The organism is Nonomuraea sp. NPDC049378, from assembly GCF_055586745.1.
This window is the reverse complement of record NZ_JBVJHP010000018.1, coordinates 218,586-239,062: the sequence shown is the minus strand read 5'-3', so window position 1 is coordinate 239,062 and position 20,477 is coordinate 218,586. Positions and strand designations below refer to the sequence as shown.

19 protein-coding genes are annotated in these 20,477 nt (G+C 70.6%); 10 read left to right on the top strand and 9 right to left on the bottom strand.

Translation table 11 applies throughout. The features are described from left to right. Window positions 1-375 precede the first annotated feature (375 nt). Window positions 376-663, top strand: coding sequence for a helix-turn-helix transcriptional regulator (locus ACZ6SA_RS35135; RefSeq protein ID WP_347650777.1), 288 nt, complete (start codon window positions 376-378; stop codon window positions 661-663). Window positions 664-760: 97 nt separating this feature from the next. Here ACZ6SA_RS35135 and ACZ6SA_RS35130 read toward each other — a convergent pair whose 3' ends face one another. Further along, the gene (locus tag ACZ6SA_RS35130) at window positions 761-1,228 is read right to left on the bottom strand and encodes a GbsR/MarR family transcriptional regulator (protein WP_347650776.1); all 468 of its coding nucleotides are present in this window, start codon (window positions 1,226-1,228) and stop codon (window positions 761-763) included. 50 nt (window positions 1,229-1,278) lie between these two features. Between ACZ6SA_RS35130 and ACZ6SA_RS35125 the strand changes: the two genes are divergently transcribed. The 3 genes from ACZ6SA_RS35125 to ACZ6SA_RS35115 all read left to right on the top strand — a co-directional run bounded on the left by ACZ6SA_RS35125 (window position 1,279) and on the right by ACZ6SA_RS35115 (window position 4,056). Beyond that, window positions 1,279-2,139, top strand: a complete 861-nt coding sequence (locus tag ACZ6SA_RS35125) for an SDR family NAD(P)-dependent oxidoreductase (RefSeq protein ID WP_465833054.1) — start codon at window positions 1,279-1,281, stop codon at window positions 2,137-2,139. 184 nt (window positions 2,140-2,323) lie between these two features. After that, complete coding sequence (locus ACZ6SA_RS35120; protein WP_347650774.1) at window positions 2,324-2,767, top strand: CBS domain-containing protein; 444 nt, start codon at window positions 2,324-2,326, stop codon at window positions 2,765-2,767. Further along, window positions 2,764-4,056 carry an ArsB/NhaD family transporter gene (locus ACZ6SA_RS35115; protein WP_347650773.1) on the top strand — a complete coding sequence of 431 codons (1,293 nt, stop codon included), beginning with the start codon at window positions 2,764-2,766 and terminating at the stop codon, window positions 4,054-4,056. The genes ACZ6SA_RS35120 and ACZ6SA_RS35115 overlap by 4 nt, the downstream gene beginning before the upstream one ends. 41 nt (window positions 4,057-4,097) lie before the next feature. On the opposite strand, the gene ACZ6SA_RS35110 is transcribed toward ACZ6SA_RS35115, so the two are convergent. Beyond that, window positions 4,098-5,111 (bottom strand): alpha/beta hydrolase, encoded by a 1,014-nt coding sequence (locus tag ACZ6SA_RS35110; protein ID WP_465833051.1) that lies wholly within the window; start codon window positions 5,109-5,111, stop codon window positions 4,098-4,100. Window positions 5,112-5,297: 186 nt separating this feature from the next. Here ACZ6SA_RS35110 and ACZ6SA_RS35105 point away from each other — a divergent pair, with 186 nt between their 5' ends. From ACZ6SA_RS35105 to ACZ6SA_RS35090, 4 genes are all read left to right on the top strand, one after another. Continuing rightward, complete coding sequence (locus ACZ6SA_RS35105; RefSeq protein ID WP_347650770.1) at window positions 5,298-6,212, top strand: LysR family transcriptional regulator; 915 nt, start codon at window positions 5,298-5,300, stop codon at window positions 6,210-6,212. Window positions 6,213-6,222: 10 nt separating this feature from the next. Beyond that, window positions 6,223-7,398, top strand: a complete 1,176-nt coding sequence (locus ACZ6SA_RS35100) for an acetate/propionate family kinase (RefSeq protein WP_347650769.1) — start codon at window positions 6,223-6,225, stop codon at window positions 7,396-7,398. Window positions 7,399-7,457: 59 nt separating this feature from the next. Beyond that, window positions 7,458-9,506 carry a phosphate acetyltransferase gene (gene pta / locus ACZ6SA_RS35095; protein WP_465833048.1) on the top strand — a complete coding sequence of 683 codons (2,049 nt, stop codon included), beginning with the start codon at window positions 7,458-7,460 and terminating at the stop codon, window positions 9,504-9,506. A gap of 168 nt (window positions 9,507-9,674) precedes the next feature. Then, on the top strand, window positions 9,675-12,212 hold the full coding sequence (locus tag ACZ6SA_RS35090; protein WP_347650767.1) for a cation-translocating P-type ATPase: 2,538 nt from the start codon (window positions 9,675-9,677) through the stop codon (window positions 12,210-12,212). 56 nt (window positions 12,213-12,268) lie between these two features. Here ACZ6SA_RS35090 and ACZ6SA_RS35085 read toward each other — a convergent pair whose 3' ends face one another. Further along, complete coding sequence (locus ACZ6SA_RS35085; RefSeq protein WP_465833045.1) at window positions 12,269-13,102, bottom strand: class I SAM-dependent methyltransferase; 834 nt, start codon at window positions 13,100-13,102, stop codon at window positions 12,269-12,271. After that, on the bottom strand, window positions 13,099-13,500 hold the full coding sequence (locus ACZ6SA_RS35080) for a YHS domain-containing protein (protein WP_347650765.1): 402 nt from the start codon (window positions 13,498-13,500) through the stop codon (window positions 13,099-13,101). The genes ACZ6SA_RS35085 and ACZ6SA_RS35080 overlap by 4 nt, the downstream gene beginning before the upstream one ends. Before the next feature lie 279 nt (window positions 13,501-13,779). Here ACZ6SA_RS35080 and ACZ6SA_RS35075 point away from each other — a divergent pair, with 279 nt between their 5' ends. Further along, entirely contained in the window at window positions 13,780-14,652 is an 873-nt protein-coding gene (locus tag ACZ6SA_RS35075; RefSeq protein WP_347650764.1) for a universal stress protein, read from the top strand. A 40-nt stretch (window positions 14,653-14,692) separates the two neighbouring features. Here ACZ6SA_RS35075 and ACZ6SA_RS35070 read toward each other — a convergent pair whose 3' ends face one another. The 4 genes from ACZ6SA_RS35070 to ACZ6SA_RS35055 all read right to left on the bottom strand — a co-directional run bounded on the left by ACZ6SA_RS35070 (window position 14,693) and on the right by ACZ6SA_RS35055 (window position 18,058). After that, window positions 14,693-15,349, bottom strand: coding sequence for a CBS domain-containing protein (locus ACZ6SA_RS35070; RefSeq protein ID WP_465833043.1), 657 nt, complete (start codon window positions 15,347-15,349; stop codon window positions 14,693-14,695). Window positions 15,350-15,476: 127 nt separating this feature from the next. Beyond that, a complete protein-coding gene (locus ACZ6SA_RS35065; RefSeq protein ID WP_347650762.1) occupies window positions 15,477-15,944 on the bottom strand; it encodes a CBS domain-containing protein in 468 nt (155 codons plus the stop codon). A gap of 395 nt (window positions 15,945-16,339) precedes the next feature. Next, on the bottom strand, window positions 16,340-17,200 hold the full coding sequence (locus ACZ6SA_RS35060; protein ID WP_465833040.1) for a universal stress protein: 861 nt from the start codon (window positions 17,198-17,200) through the stop codon (window positions 16,340-16,342). A gap of 18 nt (window positions 17,201-17,218) precedes the next feature. After that, the gene (locus ACZ6SA_RS35055) at window positions 17,219-18,058 is read right to left on the bottom strand and encodes a universal stress protein (protein ID WP_465833038.1); all 840 of its coding nucleotides are present in this window, start codon (window positions 18,056-18,058) and stop codon (window positions 17,219-17,221) included. A 378-nt stretch (window positions 18,059-18,436) separates the two neighbouring features. Between ACZ6SA_RS35055 and ACZ6SA_RS35050 the strand changes: the two genes are divergently transcribed. Then, entirely contained in the window at window positions 18,437-19,132 is a 696-nt protein-coding gene (locus ACZ6SA_RS35050; RefSeq protein WP_347650756.1) for a universal stress protein, read from the top strand. A 197-nt stretch (window positions 19,133-19,329) separates the two neighbouring features. Here ACZ6SA_RS35050 and ACZ6SA_RS35045 read toward each other — a convergent pair whose 3' ends face one another. Beyond that, a complete protein-coding gene (locus ACZ6SA_RS35045; protein ID WP_465833036.1) occupies window positions 19,330-20,472 on the bottom strand; it encodes an RNA-guided endonuclease InsQ/TnpB family protein in 1,143 nt (380 codons plus the stop codon). Between the last annotated feature and the right edge of the window lie 5 nt (window positions 20,473-20,477).

Below are 20,477 nucleotides of genomic sequence, written 5' to 3'. Positions count from 1 at the left end.
CTCGCCGCCGTCGTCACGCCCGAGGAGCTCGGCCCCAACTACATCATCCCGAGCGTCTTCCACCCCGACGTGTCCACCGCCGTCGCCGCCGCCGTGCATGTCACGGGGGCACACCGCGGCCCATCGAGCCACAACTCAGCGCGCGGTCGGAAAGAGAGTTGGCAATAGCCCCGGCCACGATGGCCTGGCAGATGGTCGAGACCGTGGACTCGGACAGAGCGTCCTCGAGGGCCGAGCGCGTCGGCCAGCCGTTCCGGCACCAACAGGTTTCGATGGCGTTCGGTCTGCGGTTGGCCGGTGTCGTGTGTTGCTGCGCAGGCCCGGCTGGCTGAGCGCGGGTTCCCTGTGCCCGGCCGCCGACGCCGGGCCACGCCGATGTCGAGGCGGGCCGCGGCGATATCGCGGACGTCGTTCGCCGAGCGTTTCCGCACCGTGTCGGGCGTGCCGCCGCTGACCTACCTCAACCGGTGGCGGATGCTGCCGGCCCGGCGGGCACTCCGCGACGGCGACGTCCGCGTCGGGTCGCCGGCGACCGAACTGGGGTACGCCTCCGAAAGCGCGTTCAGCACCGCGTTCAAACGCAAGGTGGGCGAATCCCCGCTGCGCTACCGGCGCCGCGTACGCGACGAAATCGCCTCCCGTGCCGAGCCTCTGCCGGTGTGACAGGGACGGGGGAAGGGCCCGCCACCGGCGCGCCTCGGCCTGGGACACGCGGTCGCCCGTGGACACGATCGTGCGGCGCGCCGAGCCGGCGGTGCCGTCAGGCGCCACTCGGCCGTCGGCGGTGCTCTCGGTCCCATTGGTCGAGGAGCTTGGGGAACTCACGGCCCATGAAGCCGTACATGTCGCGCATGAGCTCCAGCCTGGCCCGGCTCTTGGGGTTGTCGCCGACGGCGGCGAGGCCCTGTTCGGCGAGCTGTGCGAACGCGGTGAACTCGGCCATCTTGGCCCTGAATGCGCGTCCGAAGACGTCCTCGGTCAGCCGGTAGTGATCGCGGCGGCCTCGCGGCGGGCGGAAGCGCTCGACGAGCCCGCCCCGTTCGAGCTGGCCCAGGGCGACGCTCATGCTGCTCTTGGCCACGCCGAGTTGCTCGCACAACGTCGGGGCGTCGGCGGAGTCGTCCGGATCGGCCAGGAGCGCGCCGATGACGCGGCCTGCCGTACGGCTGAGCCCCAGACGTTCGAAGTACAGCCCGGCACTTTCCACGAACTCCTCGGCACCGGTCACGCACAGATTCTAGTCTGTTCGGATTGTTCCGAACAGACTAGAATCCCCGCATGTTGTCCATCGCCATCACCGGCGCCGGCTCCGGGATCGGCCTGCGCGCCGCCCGCGCCCTCGCCGCCGCGGGCCACCACGTGCTGGCGCTGTGCCGAGACCCCGACCGGGGCCGCGCCGCGCTGGCCGACATCAACGCCCGCGCCGCGCACCCGGCCGACCTGGTCCAGGCGGACCTGTCGGCGCCCGCCTCCATCGAGGCCGCCGCCGAGCAGCTCGCGCGGACCGCCGGTCGCCTCGACGTGCTCATCAACAACGCCGCCGTCTTCGACCAGACGCTCCGCGCGCCCCAGTTCGCGGTGGACGGGCACGAACTGTTCTGGACGACCAACCACCTGGGTCCCTTCCTGCTGACCGCACGCCTCAGCCGGCTGCTCGCCGCCGCGGACAGGCCTCGCGTGATCAATGTCGCCAGCAAGGGCCTGCTCTCGATGCCACGCATCCGGATCCGTTTCGACCAGCTCGACGACCCGAGCTGGTACAGCCCCACCCGCGCCTACTACCACGCCAAACTCGCCCAGATCATGACCACGTTCACCCTGGCCGAGAGGGCCGCAGGACACCTGGAGACGACCTGCGTGCGCGTCCCCGCCGTACGTCTCGACCCGGACCGCGTGGCGGCCATGCCCTGGTTGCAGCGCACCTTGTACGCCCCCAAGAACCGCATGGCCGCCCCCGCCGAACGTCTCGGCGAGACCTACGCCCAGCTGGCCACCTGGGACGGGAACCTACCGGGACCCTACGTGGACGAAGACCTCCGCCCGGTCCGCGCCCCGGCCTTCGCCTACGACGAGGCCGCGCGCGAACGCCTCTGGACGGTGTCCCAGGCCGCCACCGGCCACCCCACCTGGGCCTGGTGACCGCGAAGGCCCGTCACGAACGCTTCCTGGCCACGTTGTCCTCCATTCGCCGGAACGGGCGGGAGGTGATCGTTCCCGTTCTCCGCCGGTCGCCACCGTTCGCGGATAGTTGATACGTTGATGGCAGGTGTGCCGGGAAGTCTGGTCGGCGATTCTCATCGTCGATCACGAAAGAGGCACGAAGATGCGCGCAGGCGATCTCGCATGCGATTTTCCGACCGTCACCGCGGACACCTCGGTGTACGCCGCCGCCCGGCTCCTCGCCGAGCAGGACCTGCCGGGCCTCATCGTGGTCGACGAGCACGGGTTGCCCGTCACCATCCTGCCCGGCACGCAGGTGCTCAGGCTGGCCGTGCCCGGCTACTGCCAGGACGATCCGGCGCTGGCGCGGGTCGTCGACGAACCACACGCGGACCGGTTCCTGCACGCTCTGACCGGCCGGACCGTCCGCGAGGCGCTACCGGCACAGCCGCGCGAACTGCCGATCAGCGACCCCGATGCCACCATCCTGGAGCTGGCCGCGTTGATGGCGCGCACGCACAGCCCGCTCGTGGCCGTGGTGAACGACGGGCGGCTGCTGGGCGCGGTCACGCTGCAGGCGCTGCTGGACCGGGCGGTGGCCGCGTGACCGTCACCGCATGGCTGGCGGTGGCGGTCTTCCTGTGCGCGTACGCGCTGATCGCCACCGAGAAGATCCACCGCGTCGCCGCCGCGCTCGGCGGCGCCGGCCTCATGCTGCTGATCCACGCCACCGACGCCGGAGCCGCGTTCTTCGACGAGCACACCGGCATCGACTGGAACGTCATCTTCCTGCTGCTCGGCATGATGGTGATCGTCGGCGTGCTGAAACAGACCGGCATCTTCGAATACCTGGCGATCTGGGCGGCCAAACGCGCCAAGGGCCATCCGTACCGGCTGATGGTGCTGCTGGTGGTCATCACCGCCGCCGCCTCGGCGCTGCTGGACAACGTCACCACCGTGCTGCTGATCGCGCCGGTGACCTTCCTGGTGTGCGAACGGCTGGCGCTGAACGCGGCGCCGTTCCTCATCGCCGAGGCCATGGCCTCCAACATCGGCGGCGCCGCCACCCTGGTCGGCGACCCGCCGAACATCATCATCGCCAGCCGCGCGGGCCTGAGCTTCAACGACTTCCTCATCCACATGGCGCCCCTCGTCATCGTGCTGATGATCGTCTTCATCGGGTTGTGCCGGATCCTGTTCAGGAGGTCCTTCCACTACGACCCGGACCGCGCGGCCGAGATCATGGCGCTCGACGAGCGGGAGGCCATCGCCGACCGGCGGCTGCTCTGGCAGAGCCTCGCCGTGCTGGCCCTGGTCATGATCGGGTTCGTGCTCCATCCCGTGCTGCACTACGAGCCGTCGGTGGTGGCCATCCTCGGCGCGGGCGTCCTGGTGGCCGCCACGAAGGTGACCACCGAGGACGCGATCGAAGAGGTGGAGTGGCCGACGCTGGTGTTCTTCGCCGGGCTGTTCGTCATGGTCGGGGCGCTCGTGGAGACCGGCGTGATCGGCCAGATCTCCCAGGCCGCGACGGCCGCCACCGCAGGCCGGCCGGAGCTCACCACCATGGGCCTGCTCTGGGCCTCGGCCGGGTTGTCGGCCATCGTCGACAACATCCCCTACGTCGCCACCATGAGCCCCATCGTCGCCGAACTGGTCCAGGCGGGCGGCGGCAACGACCAGGCCCAGGTGTTGTGGTGGGCGCTGGCCTTCGGCGCCGACCTGGGCGGCAACGCCACCGCCGTCGGCGCGGCGGCCAACGTCGTCATCCTCGGCATCGCCGCCCGCAACGGCACCCCGATCAGCTTCTGGCAGTTCACCAAGTACGGCCTGGTCGTCACCATGGTGACCATCACGCTGACCGCGCCGTACCTCTGGTTGCGCTACCTGACCTGACGTTCACCTCGCGGAGCCGTGCCCGGCCGGCCATGCCCCTCTCAGGACTCCATGTGGGACTGGAACCACTGCAGCATCGGTTGCGGGCGTCTCTGGAACTCCAGGTAGCCGTCAAAGCGGCGGCTGGTACCGCGGATCCACTGGAGTTTCTTGTCGGCGACCGGAATGTTGTCGAACATCGTCTGCACGTCGCTCGGGTGGGTCAGCGTGTCGTCGTGCACCTGGTAGAGGAACGTCGGGACCCGGACCCCCTTGGCCCACTCCTGTGGCTGCCGCGCCGCGAACGGGATGCCGGTGCGCAACACCACCCGCCTTTCCAGCTCGCCGATGCGGTCGGCGGGCACGCCCGCCATGACCAGCCGCCGCGCCATGATGACCTCCATGGTTACCGGTTGCGGCCCCACCAGGCAGCGCACGCCCTCGAACGCCCGCGGGTCCCTGGTCATCGCGTGAAACGTGGCGCTGCAGCCCAGGCAGCGGCTGAACAGGCCGATCCGCATGCGTCGCGTGTCCGGGCGTTCGCGTGCGTACCGCAGCGAGCCGAGGACGTCACGCGACTCGAAGATCCCGCTGGAGGCGATGCCGCCGTTGGCGGCTCCGCTGAGGCCGTAGTTGCGCAGGTCGTAGGCGAGCACGTTGTACCCGGCGTCGTGCAGGATCTTGTAGTCGGGTAGGAGGTCCACCTCGATGTCGTTGTCGCTGGAACTCCAGATGGACTTCCACGGTTCCAACTGGCCGGGCAGCCCGGCCCGGCTGAATCCCATCGGGTGATTGGCGATGATCAGCTTGTCGGATCCCCGAGCAGGGATGAACCAGCCCTCGATGGGCACGCCGTCAACCGCCTGGAAGGAAACGTCCTCGTGGTCGAGGCCCTGCTCCTCCGGCGAATGCATGATCGGCGAGCGGAGTTGGTTGCCGAACGCGTCGGCCATCTGCTGCAGGATCTGGTCCTCGTCGGGGGCCGTCGACGCGGCCCTCGCCGTACCCGCCAGGAGCGGGATGGCTGACAGTCCGGCCGCCGCTCCCAGCACGGCGCGGCGAGTTGCTTCAGGCATGTGGCTCTCCATCTTCTGGTACGGCAGGGCCCCGGTCGGACGGGGGTGCGCAGCTCCGCCGAGCCGGCAGGATCACGCATCAACGCCCCCATCGTCGGAAGGCCGGCGCGCGAAGTCCAAAGCCTGCGCGGCATCGCCATACGTTCGAGGCATCACCCGACGTCAGCCGCGGGCTATGCTGCAGGCATGGCGGAATCAGCGCCGGATCTGGACCTACGATCAGTGCGCTATTTCACGGTCGTCGCCGAGCACCGGCACTTCGGACGGGCCGCCGAAGCCCTGCACATCACCCAGCCCTCCCTGAGCCGCCAGATCCGCGGCCTGGAGCGGCAGCTCGGCGCCGCTCTGCTGGACCGCACCCCGCACGGCACCAGGTTGACCGAGGCGGGCGAGGTGTTCCTGCCCCGCGCCAAGGCGTTGCTGCGATCATCGGCGCAGGCGGTGGCCGCCACCCGCGCCGCGGCCCACCCCAGCAGGATCGCGGTCGGGCACACCCTGCACGTGCCCGTCATGCCCGCCGTGCGCGAGCTGCGTCATCGGCATCCCGACGCCGACGTGCGCGTGGTGCAGCTGGCCTGGAACGAACCGCGCGCCGCGCTGCTGGAGTGCCGGGTGGACGTGGTGGTGTGCCGGCTGCCGCTCCGTGACGAGGGGCTCCGCGTGACGACTCTCTACGACGAGCCGCGGGTCCTTCTCGTCGCCCGCGATCACCGCCTGGCCGGCAAGGAACGGGTGACCCTCGACGACATCGGTGACGAAGCCCTGCCGCGCCTGCCCGACACGGCCTGGAACGCCTACTGGCGGATCGACCCGCGGCCGGACGGCAGTCCCGCGCCGGACGGCCCGCTCGTCGAGGCGCCTGAGGAGAAGTTCGAGATCGTCGCGGCCGGGCAGGCCGTGGCCATCGTCTCGGCCGGCCTACGCGCGGAGACCCTCCACCCCGGCCTCACCAGCATCCCCTTGGAGGGAGTGAAGCCGAGCCAGGTCGCCCTCGCCACTCGGGCAGGCGATGGCAACCCCCTGCTCGCGCCCTTCCTCAAGGCCGCCCTGACGCGCCTCACGGGCGGTTGGCAGCCCTTCGGCGAAGCCCCCCGGACGTAGGCTCCTGGACATGGCCGGCCGCATTCTCGTCCTGAACACGGGATCCTCCTCGATCAAGTACGAGCTCATCGACGTCGAGACCCGCGAACGCCCGGCCCGCGGCCTGGTCGAACGCATCGGCGAGGAGATCGGGCGGCTCACGCACCGGGCCGGCGGCCGGCCGCCGTACGTGAGGGAGCGGACCTTCTCCGGGCACGGCGAAGGGCTGGAGACGATGATGGAGGCGTTCGCCGCGGCAGGCCCCGAGCCGGCCCCCGTCGCGGTCGGGCACCGGGTCGTGCACGGCGGGACCAGGTTCGCCGAGGCCGTGGTCGTCGACGACGAGGTGATCGCCGCGATCGAGGAGCTCGCTCCGCTCGCTCCCCTGCACAACCCGGTCAACCTCGCCGGGATCCGGCTCGCGCGCAAGGTGTTTCCCGACGTGCCCCAGGTGGCCGTGTTCGACACCGCCTTCCATCGCACGTTGCCGCCCGAGGCGTACACCTACGCCGTGCCCCGGGACTGGCGCGAACGGCTCGACGTGCGCCGCTTCGGCTTCCACGGCACCTCCTGCGCCTACGTCTCCCGCCGCGCCGCCGCCCTGCTCGGCCGCGACCTCGCCGGCCTCAACCTGATCGTGCTGCACCTGGGCAACGGCGCCAGCGCCACGGCCGTCTCCGGCGGCCACAGCGTCGACACCTCCATGGGCATGACGCCCTTGGAGGGGCTGGTCATGGGGACGCGCTCCGGCGACGTCGACCCCGCCATCGCCGGCTACCTCGCCCGGACGGACGGCATCGACGCCCAGCGGACCGAGCATGCGCTCACCCACCGCAGCGGCCTGCTCGCCCTGGCCGGGAGCCTCGACATGCGTGAGGTGCGCGGCCGCCACGACGACGCGGCCCGGCTGGCCCTGGACATCTACACCCGGCGCATCCGCAAGTACGTCGGCGCCTACTACGCGCTGCTCGGCCGGGTGGACGCGATCGTGTTCACCGGCGGCGTGGGCGAGCACGACGCCGCCACCCGCGCTGACTCCCTGACCGGCCTCGACCGCCTGGGCATCACCGTGGATCCCGCGCTCAACGAGCCGGACACTGCCGGTGAACGGGCTGTCTCGCCTCCCGGCGCCGAGGTGCCGGTGCTGGTCATCCCCACCGACGAGGAGTGGGAGATCGCCCGCCAGGCCCTCGCCGTCATCTCCTGACAGGCGGCGCGGCGACCCCTCGGCGAGTGGAACTGCCGCGGTTGCCGACAATGGTGAACATGACACGTGCGGTGTACGTCGCGGCGGGCGAGGCGGGAAGCAACAAGGGCACGGTCGCCCTCGGCATGGTCGAGCTGCTGTCCCGGCAGGTGGAGACCGTGGGCGTGTTCCGGCCGGTCGTGCGTACGGGGCGCGAGGACAATCTGATCAACACCATCCGGAGCAGATTCCAGCTCGCCATGCCGTACGAAACGTACGCGGGCGTCACCTACGACGAGGTGCACGCCGACGCCGAGCGTGCCGCCGGCGACATCGTGGCCCGCTACCGCGCGCTCGCCAGGCGGTGCGACGCGGTGGTCGTGGTCGGAACCGATTACACCGACGTGGGCGCGCCCACCGAGTTCGAGTTCAACGCCAGGCTCGCAGCGGATCTGGGAACGCCGGTGCTGAACGTGGTGAGCGGGAAGGGCAGGACGGCCCCGCAGATCGCCGCCGCAGTCGAGCTGTCGTCCCGGCAACTGGCGCAACACCACGCAAGGGAGCTCGCGGTCGTGGTCACCCGGGCGGCTGCCGAGCCCGTCGCGATCGACCACCCGACACCGGTGTTCGCCCTGCCCGAAACCCCCTCTCTGCGCGCGCCCACCGTCGCCGACCTGCTGAACGCCTGCGACGGCCGGCTTTTCCTCGGCGAGCGCGACGGGCTCGGCCGGGAGGCGAGCGCGCTGATGGTGGGCGCGATGTCGCTGCCCGGCATTCTGGACCGCTACACCGAAGGCGCCGCGGTGATCATCCCGTCTGATCGGGCCGCCGCGCTCCTGCCCGGGCTGATCGCGGCGCATGCGGCACCCGGCTTCCCCGCCCTGTCGGCGGTGATCATGACGGGTGGCACGGATCTGCCCGGCCCGGTGGACCGGCTGCTCGGCAGCATGGCCGTTCCCCTGCCGGTGATCGGCACCGACCACGACACCTTCGACACCGCGACCCGCCTGTCGGCCGTGGACGGCCAGTTCACCCCCGAGGCCGGCGGGAAGATCGACACGGCTCTGCGGCTGTTCGCCGAGCACGTCGACGGGCGGTTGCTGCTCGATCGGCTGGCGATCGCCAAGACCGACGTCGTCACGCCGCTGATGTTCGAGTACGAGCTGCTGGAACGGGCGCGTGGCCGCCGCCGGCACATCGTGCTGCCCGAAGGTGAGGAGCCGCGCGTCCTGCGGGCGGCCGACGTCCTGCTCCGCCGTGGCGTGGCCGAGCTCACCCTGCTCGGCGACGAGGAGCGCATCAGGGTGCAGGCCGCCCAGCTCGGCCTGGACCTGGACGACGCCAGGGTGCTCAGCCCGTTCGACGCGGAGCTGCGCGAGCGGTTCGCCCGCGAGTACGCCCGACTCCGGGAGCACCGGGGCATGACCGTCGAACTCGCCCGCGACACCGTCACCGACGTGTCCTATTTCGGGACGCTGATGGTGCACACGGGCATGGCCGACGGCATGGTCTCGGGCGCGGCGCACACCACCGCCCACACCATCAGGCCGGCGTTCGAGATCCTGCGCCTGGGGCTGGTCTCCAGCGTGTTCTTCATGTGCCTGGCCGACCGGGTGCTGGTGTACGGCGACTGCGCGGTCAATCCCGATCCCACCGCCGAGCAGCTCGCCGACATCGCGATCTCCTCAGCCCGCACCGCCACCCTGTTCGGCGTCGATCCCAAGATCGCCATGCTGTCGTACTCGACGGGCGCCTCGGGCGCCGGCGCCGATGTCGACAAGGTCCGCACCGCCACCGACCTGGTCCGCCGGCGCCGTCCTGACCTGCCGGCGGAAGGGCCGATCCAGTACGACGCGGCCGTCGACCCCGCGGTGGCGCGGACGAAGATGCCCGGCAGCCAGGTGGCCGGGCGCGCCACCGTCTTCGTGGTGCCCGACCTCAACACCGGCAACAACCTCTACAAGGCGGTCCAGCGCAGCGCCGGCGCCGTCGCGGTGGGACCGGTGCTCCAAGGGCTGCGCAAGCCGGTCAACGACCTGTCCCGCGGTGCCACCGTCGCCGACATCGTCACCACCGTGGCCATCACTGCCGCGCAGGTACGCGACCACGTACCAATCGACAACGGCTGAAACGGCGATACGCCGCTGAGCCACCCAGGACGGCAGCCCCGGTCACGCACCTGCCGTCCTGCTTCCCCTTCCTGGACCTTCGTCCCTGGGCTGCGTGTTCGTTTCCTGCGAAAACAGGTATGCGAAACGATGCGGCGGTTCTGCCGAGCTAGGAGCAGGGAGGACGACGTGGTGGTTCCCACACGGCCCGGACTGTCGTCCGGAGAAGCCGAGGCGCGTCTGGAGCGGGACGGGCCCAACCTGCTCCCGGAGAAGCCGCCCGTCCCCCTGTGGCGGAGGGTCGCCGTCCACCTGCGCGATCCACTGATCATCGTCCTGCTCGTGGCGGCGGCGCTGACCGTCGCCACGGGCGACTGGACCGACACCGCCGTGATCATGCTGGTGGTCCTCGTCAACACCTCCGTCGGGGTCGTGCAGGAGGTGCGCGCCGACCGGGCGATCACGGCGTTGTCACAGCTCACCGCCCCGACAGCGCGTGTGATCCGCGACGGCTCGCAGAAGGAGATCCCTGCGGCCGACGTGGTCGTCGGAGACCTGCTGGCCCTGGCGGAGGGCGACATCGTCGTGGCCGACGCCACGGTGGCGGAATCGGCCGCGTTGCTCGTCGACGAGTCGTCGTTGACGGGAGAGTCCGTACCGGTGGACAAGGCCGTCGACGACCAGGTCTCGTCCGGCACCGTCGTGGTGCGAGGACGTGGCGCGGCGACGGTCACCGCCGTGGGGGCGGCGAGCACGAGCGGCCGGATCGCGTCCATGATGGTCAAAGGAGCCGGTCTGACGCCGTTGCAACGCCGCCTGGTGGGGGTCGGCCGCCTGCTGGCCGGCGTGGCGGTGGCGCTGTCGGCGCTCGTGCTGGCGCTGGGTCTGGTCCGCGGGCAACCGGTCGAGCTGATGGTGGTGACCGCGATCAGCCTGGTGGTCGCGGCGGTGCCCGAGTCCCTTCCCGCGGTCGTGACTCTGAGCCTGGCCCTGGGAGCCCGCCGGATGGCGGCGCGCAACGCTCTCGTACGCAGGCTGCCCGCCGTGGAGACGCTGGGCGCGGTGACCGTGCTCGCCACCGACAAGACCGGCACCCTCACCGAAGGCAGGATGGTCGCGCGGCGCCTCTGGACTCCCTCGGGAGAAGCCACGATCACCGGCTCCGGATACGCACCCGACGGCGAGATCGTACGCGACGGCTCCCTCCACGACGCCCACCTCACCGGCCTGCTCGTGGCGAGCGTGCTCTGCAACGACGCCAGATTGTCGCCGCCGCAGGACGACGGCGGGGAGTGGGCGGCGCTGGGCGATCCCACCGAGGCGGCCCTGCTCGCCGCCGCCGCCAAGCTCGGCCTCGACCGCGAGCACCTGCACGAGCGCTTTCCACGGCTGGCCGAACGTCCCTTCGACAGCGAACGCAAGCGGATGAGCACCGTGCATCGCCTGCCCGGCGGACGTGGCCGGGTGATCTGCAAGGGCGCCCCCGAGGTGCTGCTCCGCCCGCCCTTTCTGGCCGGCGACCCGGAGTCGGCGGCCCGCGCCGCCGAACGCGCCGAGCAACTCGCCCGGGAGGGTTACCGGGTCCTGGCGGTGGCCGGGCGCGATCTGGACGCCGTCCCGGAGACGGCGCCGGAGAGCGGGCTGTCCCTGCTCGGGCTGGTCGCGCTCCTGGACCCTCCGCGCCCGGCCGCGGCCACCGCCATCGCGGACTGCAAGCGGGCCGGCATCAGACCGCTCCTCATCACCGGCGATCACCCAGGAACCGCCCGTGCCATCGCCGCCGACCTGGGCATCATCGGCACCGGCGATCCGGTTGTGGACCTCCGGGCCCCCGGGACGCCCGACCAGCCCCAGGCCCGCGTGTACGCCCGGGCCACCCCCGGGCAGAAGCTCGAGATCATCGAGGATCTGCGGACGCGCGGCGAGACCCTGGCCATGACCGGAGACGGCGTCAACGACGGCCCCGCGCTGCGCCGCGCCGACATCGGCGTGGCCATGGGCGAGCGGGGGACCGAAGTCGCCCGCCAGGCCGCCGACCTCGTGCTCGCCGATGACGACCTGGACACCGTGGTCGCGGCCGTCGAGGAAGGCCGCCGGGTCTACGCCAACATCCGCCGGTTCCTGGTCTACGGCCTGTCCGGCGGAGCGGCCGAGATCGCCGTGATGTTGCTGGGACCGTTCGCCGGTCTCGCCGTCCCGCTCCTCCCCGCCCAGATCCTGTGGATCAACCTGCTCACCCATGGACTGCCAGGCGTGGCTCTCGGCGGCGAACCCTCCGTGCCCGGATCCATGACCCGCCCGCCGCGGCCGCCCGGCGAGAGCATCCTCGGCGCGGGACTGTGGCAGCGCCTGATCCGCATCGCCGTCGTCCTCACGGCCGTCACCCTCGGCGTCGCCGTCTGGGCCCACCAGACCGGACGCCCCTGGCAGAGCATGGCCTTCTTCGCCCTCGGCGCCACGCAACTCGGCGTCGCGCTCGGTTCCCGCACCCGGCCCGGCTCGCGGGCCAACCCCTTGCTGCTGCTCTCCGTCGCCGGTGCGCTCGTCCTGCAACTCGCGGGCCTGTACCTGCCGCTGCTGCAGGACTTGCTCGGCACCGAACCCCTCGCCCCGGGTGATCTGCTGATCGTCAGCGCGCTGTCGGTCCTCGGCTATGCCGCCGCCCGCCTCGACCGGATCCTGCACCCACACCGGCCGGCCCGATCACCGGCCATGGGAGGTGGATGATCTGGCGATAATGGGCTGGTCCCCGCCGGGTCGAGGGGCGAGCGCATGCCCGCGCGTCACTCGGTTCGGGCGGTGACCAGCCAGGCCGAGGCAAGCAGTCGTACGGCGTCGTCGCGCTCATAGCGGCGCAACGTTTCTGCCAACGCGGACCGGGCTCTTGCCATGGCGGTCTCTTCAGCACCGGAGACGAAGCCGGCCAGCTGAACGTCGAGCAGGAAATCCGCAGCGTGGGCGGCATCGTCGCCCAGCTCGGTGAGGTACTCCACGGGGGACGTCGCAATGGCCGTGAAGCCCGCGTCGTCGAGCACGTCGCGGATGTGGGCCGGGTCGGTGAAGTCCGCGACCCCTCCCAGGCTTTCTTGGGGGTCCGGGGTGGGAAGATGCCGGGCCAGCGTGTCGAGGATCACGTCCGTCTGGTTCTCACCTGCGCGGTGACACAGGAACGCCAGGCGGCCCTTGGGGCGGAGCGACCGTCTGATGTTGGCGAACGCGGCGACGGGGTCGTCGAAGAACATGACCCCGGCGCGGCTGACGGCCACCTCGAAGTGCGCGTCCTCCAACGGGTGGACCTGGGCGTCCCCGCGCTCGAAGGTGATGTTGCCGATGGCTTCCTCTGCCGAGAGGCGTCGGGCGATCTCCAGCATCGGAGCCGACAGGTCGATCCCGACGGCATGCCCGCCGGCCGCCTGACGTGCGGCGATCCGCGTGGTGTCGCCCGTGCCGCAGCCGATGTCCAGAACCCGGTCACGCTCGCCGATGCCCGCGGCGGCGAACAGGTGCTCGTTGGCAGGTGCGGCCATGCGATCCAGACGTTGATGGTGATCGGCCCAGGCCCTGCCTTCCTCGCCGTTCCACTCCTCCTCCTGCCTGACATTGGCCACGAGTGTCATGAGGACGCCTCCGCATCGCTCAACTGCTTGACGAAGTGCCCGCGGCAGTGGGGGCAGCAGAACCCGTAGGTCTTCCCGCCGCGCTCCAGGATGACAGCGTCCTGGAGCGGGACGGTGGCGCCGCAGACCGGATCGACGATCGAGTCGTCCGGGACCGGGGCCGCAGGGCCGATCTTGGCTCGCTCGATCAGCTGCAGGACGTCGGAGGAGCGCTGGGCCCGCCCGTGCAGGCCGTAACCGCCTTCGGGAAGGCTGATCACGTGCACCCCGGGATCGGCGGACACCGGCTCCCCGTCCACGGCCGACAACAGGCGCCGCCCGGTCAGCCGCCCGGCGAGGCTTCGTCGCTCTTGCGCATCGAAAACACCCTTGGGCACCAGTAGCTCAACGAACAGCATCGTCGCTATGTCCTTTTCGAAGAGAGGGTCCATCAGTGGAAATGCTTCCGCGCCGGATCCCTCTCCGTCGTCGGCCCATAGACGGCTCTCCCGGCTACCTCGCCGGTCTTAGCGGGCAGGAACTCTACGACCTGGGGAGTAGTGCGAGGGCTCTCCTCCTCGAACGTGGCACGGTCCACGCGCATCGGACACCGGTGAGGCTGACGGTGAAGCGGTGCGGTCGATCTGATGGGGGCTTACCTGGTTTCGCAGGTCAGCCGGACACCAAGGAGGTACGCAATGGCGATCGATGCGATCGTGGGCTATGACGGGTCGCCCATGGCGGCGGCGGCGATCGATGCCGGTGCGGCGCTGTTTCCGCAGGCACACGTGTGGATCACCCATCTGTGGACCCCGCCGTTCGCCAGCGAGAGCCTGCGCCGGCGGCTGTGGACGGGCACCGCCGGCCTCAACTCCTTCATCGAGGCGATCGAACGCGAGGGCGAAGCAGAGGCCCGCCGGCTCGCCGACAGAGGCGTCAGGCTCGCGCGCACGGCCGGATGGAACGCCGAACCACTGGTGCGGCGCGCCTACGGCGGCGAAGGACTGGTCTTCGCCCAGCTCGCGCAGGAAATGGAGGCCGATCTGGTCCTGGTCGGCTCGCGTGGCCTCGGCGGCGCCCGAGCGATCCTGGGCAGCGTCTCGGACATGGTGGTGCACTACTCGCCACGCCCCGTCCTGATCGTGCCGGACCCCCTGCTGACCGCCGAGCAGGCGGCGCTGGCGAACGGGCCGGTGGTCATCGGCTGGGACGGCTCGCCCGGAGCCGAAGCCGCCTTCACAGCGTCGGCGCGGCTGTTTCCTGGACGGAACCTGATCGTCGCGTCCGTGGACGGCGCGGAAATCGCGTCACCAGCGGACAGCCCGCGGCCGGCCGAGGACCTCACTGTGGAGCGGGTGGACCTCGCGAGCGGGTACGGCCCGCCCGGACGCGCCGTGGCCGAGGCGCTCGGCGGGCACGCCCACAGCCGCGGCGCGGCCGCGCTCGTCGTCGGATCACGGGGGCGATCGGCAGTGCGGGAGATCCTGACCGGCAGCGTGGCGATGGCGACCCTGCATCACGCCCACCGGCCGGTCATGGTCGTACCCCGGCGTCGTGACAGACCCGCGTGAGAAGCGTGACGGCTCCCTGCCTCGCCGGGGCGCGCGGGCGCTACAGCAGCGGCGGGACGGCCATGAGGTCGTCGTTGTCAGGGACCACTTCGCACAGCACGTCCACGACGCCTTCGACGTTGCGGACCGCCTCGGTGAGGGCGATGGCCTGGGACCTCGACCGCACCCGTCCGCCGACCTTCACCACGCCCGCGTCGATCCCGATCGTGAACGGACCGCCCGCAGGAAGCGCTGCCCGGATGTCGGCCTCCAGTTCGGCGGCCGGGCGGGTGAAGACCCGCAGCACGTCCCGCTGATGCAGGGTGCCGATGATCCGCCCGGTGACCACGTCGATCACGGGCAGTTGCTTGATGTGCTTGGCGTGCATCAGCCGGGCCGCGTCGCGCACGCTGGTGTCCGGCGTCACAGTGATCGCCGGGGAGGTCATCAGTTGGGATGCCGTGGCTCCTGTGGCCTTCTCGTGCTCGCGCCGGCGGTGGCGGGACTCGAACATCGACATGCCGTGACGTACCGGTTCGATCTCCTTGAGCAGCAGGTCGTCCTCGGAGACCACGCCCATCGGCCGCCGGTCGGCGTCGATCACGGTGACCGCGCCGACCGCGAACCGCTTCATCGCGGCCACGATCTCGGCGAACGACGCGTCCGCGAGCACCGCGATGGCAACGCGTCCCATGATCTCCCTGACTTCGATCGACATGATGTCCACCTCGCTTCCCACGTCCCAGGCTCACGTACGGCGGCCCGCCCGGTCAGCGGCGAACGTCCCCGATGAGCGGGCCGAAGGTCCCACCAGGCTGCGTCCGACGGTGCCGGTCACGACGAGGTCAGCCCTGCACCGGCAGCACCGGCTCAAGGCGGAACATCCCCGTGATGACCTCATCCGACGGCTTCTCCGGCCGAACATGGCCCGCCACGGCCCTCAACACGTCCCTGGCGGTGATCAGCCCGACCAGGCCATCACCGGACAGCACGGGCAGGGCATCACAATCCGCGTCGACCATGACCGCCGCGACGCGTTCCAGCGGCGTGTCCGGATGGACGCGCGGCCGGCGTTCACCCGTCAGCAGCTCCCGCACCTGACGGTTCGACTGCTCCCTCAGGCTGCCTGACCAGGAGGCCGCCAGATCCTCCCGCGAGAGGATCCCGAGCACGTCGGCACCGTCCAGGACGGGGAGATGGTGCACCTGGGCTCGGCGCATCAGCTCCCAGGCCATGAGCGGCGACTCGTCCAGCTTGACCGCCACCAGAACGCGGCTCATCACCTGCCGCGCCGTGAGCGACTCGATCCTCATGACTCCTCCTCGGCCCTGGTCGCGTGACCGGTGCGTCGTCCTTTACACGGGTCGCGTTCCTGGCTCCACTCTCGCGAAGCGGGGAACCGGCAGCCGGAGGCGGAAGTCCTCAACGACGGCGCCATTGGTCCCATCCATCCGCCGGCCATGTCGCGTCCGCTGACCAACGACTGCCCGGCTCGGGACTTCCGGCCCTGAAACCTCGCCTTCCCGCGAGATGCGATGGAAACAACCAGAAAAGGCGCCTCGCCGCACGAGGGCCAGACAGGAGCTGACCGCCATGCGCGTGACCGTCGCGGACGTGATGACCGTCAAGGTCGTCTCCCGCCACCGCCCGACCTGGGGGGGGCACCGGCATCACGTCACCGGACGCGAGGCGGGAGCGCGGCGGCGGATCAAGGCGGTGGGGTCACCGCCACCGGGCATCGGGCTTCGGCCAGGGCGATCTGAGTCACCGGTCCCAGCAGAAGGCGAGGAGGCGAATCGTTCCCCCGGGTGCCGAGCACGAGGAGGGTCGCGTTCTTCGTCGCGTCGATCAGCGCCCGTTGTGGCCGTTCGGCCACGAATTCTGTGGTGACGGAAACCGTGGGGTGCCTGGAGGTCAGCTGGGACGTCGCGTCGCGGAACCGCGCCTCCGCCCCACTGCGGATCGCCTGGGAGTCGACGAACGGCTGCCAGTCAGGCCCGGCCGGCAGCCCGTAGTCTCGCCAGCAACAGATGGCGGTCACGGCGCAGCCGCGGAGCGCGGCCTCCTCCAGGCCGAAACCCAACGCCGCCAGGCTGGCAGGCGAGCCATCGACACCGACCACGACGCGTGGTGCGTCGCCGGTCGGCATCGCGTCAGACCGGACGACGATGACCGGCCGGGCACTGTGCGCGGGCACCTGCACAGCGGCCGATCCCACCTGCAGGTCTTCGAAACCACCTTGCCCCCGCAGGCCCAGCACCGTCAGCTCGGCCTCGCGTGCGACCCGCAGGAGCGCCGTGGAAGCCGTTCCTCTCTCCAGACGCGGAAGGACGTCCACGCCGGGGGCCAGGCCACGAGCACGGTGCACGCCCTCGTCCACGACTTGGGCGGCGACCCGTTCGACCTGGGCCAGGACCTCACGCTCAACGGGCCGGCGCGGATACGGCCAGTGCCAGGCATGGCACACCAGAACGGAGGATTCGCGTAGCCGCGCCTCCTCGACCGCCCAGCGCAACGCCACCGCGCTCGCGGGCGACTCGTCGTAGCCGACCAGTACGGGCCGTCCCATCATCGCCTCCCCGGGGCCTCAGCGGACGATCGCGACCGGGCAGGGCGCCTTGCGCAGCATGGCCGCCGCAACCGAGCCGAACCTGCCGCCCGGGCTGCCGACCACCACCAGGGTCGCGTCGGAGATGGCGGCGAGCGCCTCACCCGCGCGTTCCTGCGGCGTCCGCGCCTCGATGGCGACCTTCGGCTGCTTCTGCCTCCATGGCGCGAGGGTCTCTGCCAACCAGCTCTCGGCCGCGTGCTGAACGGCCAGCGGATCCATGACCGGGAACGTCATTCCTCCCCAGGCCACCGGTGGCTGGCGCCAGGCGTGCACGACCACCAGGGGAAGGCCGCGCATGGCGGCTTCCGCGCAGGCGAATCCAAGCACCGCGTCGGCCTTGTCGTCGGTCGCCACACCCGCCACGATCGGCCCCGGGTGGGGCTTTCGCGGCAGAGCACCCATACCGCGGACGACGATGACCGGGCACCGCGCGTTGGACGCCGCGTGCGCCGCCACGGAGCCGATGACCGCCCTCGCCATCGCGCCCAGCCCGCGGGAGCCGACCACGAGGAGTGCGGCAGCGGCCGACAGTTCCTCCAGACGGCTGGTCGTCGAGCCCTCGTACAGGTCCGTTCGCACGTGCAGGCCGCTGGAACTGGCGCGCGCGCAGTCGGCGCCGTGCCACAACACGTGCTCGGCCGCGCGGCGCAGCGACTCGCGGGCCGCCGGATCCCCGTCACCGTACGGCCACTGCCACGCGTGACAGACGGTGAGCGGCAGCCTTCGCAGCTCGGCCTCGTCCATCGCCCAGTCCAGCGCCTGCATCGAGTGGTCGGAGCCGTCATAGCCGCTGACCACGCCCAATGTCTCGTTCACCTGTCCACTCTCGGCAGATCGCACCGCAGGACGACAGGGACACACTTGTCCGAATTAGAAGCTTTCGCATTCTTTCGCCCGAACTTTGGCCGGGCATCGACGAAACGACGCCGGCGAGCGCCGTACCGGGATGCGGTGGAGATCCTGATGAGGCTGCCGTCACGAACGCCGCTGGGCACTACGCCGTCACCCGGCCCCACCAGCGACCCGCTGAGCCGTCCGCGCTGCTGGGCAACCGGCTTCTGCTCCGGGCCGTGACGATCGTGCTGCTGGTCTTCGTGGGCTTCCGTCGGGACCAAGGTCCTTCGAGGCCAGGGTCGCTCAGCCCTACGAGAGGGAGCTGCCGGAGCGAAGACTGGGCGCAGGGAGGCCACTGACATGAAGCACATCGTCCTCGGCTACGACGGCTCGGACTTCGCGATGCAGGCCCTGGACTGGGCGCTCGACGAGGCAGAGCTGAGGAAACTCCCCCTGACCGTCTCGCACGCCTGGCAATGGCCCTACGGCGAGGCGGAGGAGGAGGCCAAAGCACATCTGCGCAAGGCGGCCGAGCACGTGTTGTGGCACGGAGCCGACTGCGCCCGCGCCAGCAGCTCGGGTGTACGCGTCGAAACCGACCTCCACCAAGGGTCCGCAGCCCAGCGCCTCGTCGAGCTCTCCAGCGGCGCCGAACTCGTCATCGTCGGCTCCCGCGGCCTGAGCGCGCTGCCCAGGGTGGTCGTCGGTTCGGTGGCCGGCTATGTCGCCGCCCACGCCGAATGCCCGGTGATCATCGTACGCGGCCCTGGTCCGCTGCCCGCGTCGGCGACTCCCGGGCCGATCGTCGTGGCCGACAAGGAACCCGACGCGTCCGTCCTCGAGTTCGCGTTCGGCGAGGCGGCCATACGCCAGGTCCCCGTCACCGCACAGGCGGATCTGACCGACTGGGCGGCGCGCCACCCGGGCATCCGGGTGCAGCGTGGCGATGCTCACGAGCGCGCGACCCTCACGGTCGTCGGACGCGGCCAAGCGGCGCATTTCGGCACCGCGAACTTCCTCCTCCAACACGCGCCCTGCCCTGTCGCGGTGGTGTGAGGAAGACCTTGACCGTGCCGCCGACCCTGATGCGTTCCCGCACCGGAGGAGATGGTGTCATGTTCGCCACGACGAAGGAGACGCATACCGCCGTGGTGTTCCTGCTGGGCGAGCACGCGTACAAGGTCAGCTTCTCGGCCGTAAACGACCGAGCTTGCAGCTCCTCGCCGTCGATGGCTTTGACGGCGAGGTCCACGTCAGGCAGCGTGACTCACTGCCCAGCCCGCCACACCGCGTGAGGCGATGTTGCGGGCTGCGTTGACGTCGGCGTGCTCAGCGAAGCCGCACGACGTACATGAGAAGGTTTCCTGGTCGGGCCGGTTGTTCTTGTCCACGTGACCGCAGGCCGAGCACTGCTGGCTGGTGTAGGACGGGTCGACGTGGATGACGGCGACCCCGGCCCGGGCCGCCTTGTAGGAGATGAAGCTCCCGAGTTGGTGGAAGCTCCACGCATGCAGCGTGACCCGCTGGGGCTTGCGAAGCCGTACCCGGTCGCGGATGCCTTGGAGGTCTTCCAGGGCGATCCCTTGTCCGGTGCGTTCTGCCTCGGTCACGATCTGCTTGGCGATGACATGATTGGTGTTGACGGCGAAGCGCGCCTCGGCCCGGCGCCGCTTTTTCAGCAGCCGCTTGGCCGATTTGGTGCCCTTGGCCTGCAACCGGCGTCGCAGCTCGCGCCGCCGGCGGCGGACCGCGTTCAGTCCCTTGCCGCAATGCCGGGTGCCGGTGCTGGTGGTGGCGATGTTGGCGATGCCCAGGTCCACGCCCAGGAAGCCGTCCGGCAGACTCACCGGCCGGTCGGGAAGGTCGCAGGTCGCGATCAGGAACCACATGCCGTCCCGGCAGACCAGGTCGGACTCGCCCTTCCGGTAGGCCGACAGGGTCTTGAGCTGCTCGGCGGAGGCAGTGAACGTCAGGTCTTTCAGCCTCCCGGCAACCGTCCAGATCGACACCGTCCGCGCGTCGATCTGCCAGGACAAACATCGGTCATCGAAGGGCTGAGCGGCGTCGGGACGGAAGGCGATCGGCTTGGATTCGGCTTTGAGGCGTCGCGCTGAGCCCGGCTTGCCCAGGTTCCCGGCCCGCAGGTTGGCGTGCAGGACGGCGTAGGCGTCGGCGACCTTTTTGATGACGTGCTGAGCGGCCTGGGCGGCCAGCCCGTAGTGGTCTTTGATGCTCGTGTAGGCGTGCTTGCGCAGGTCGTAGTTACGGAAGACCCGCTGATCGTAGGCCAGCGTGGAGACCTGGCAGGCTGCTGCGTTGACCGCGCGCAGGGTCGCCTCCAGCGCCGCCGCCTGCTCGGGCGTCGGCAGGAGCCGCACCTGCACCACCAGCTTCACATCGA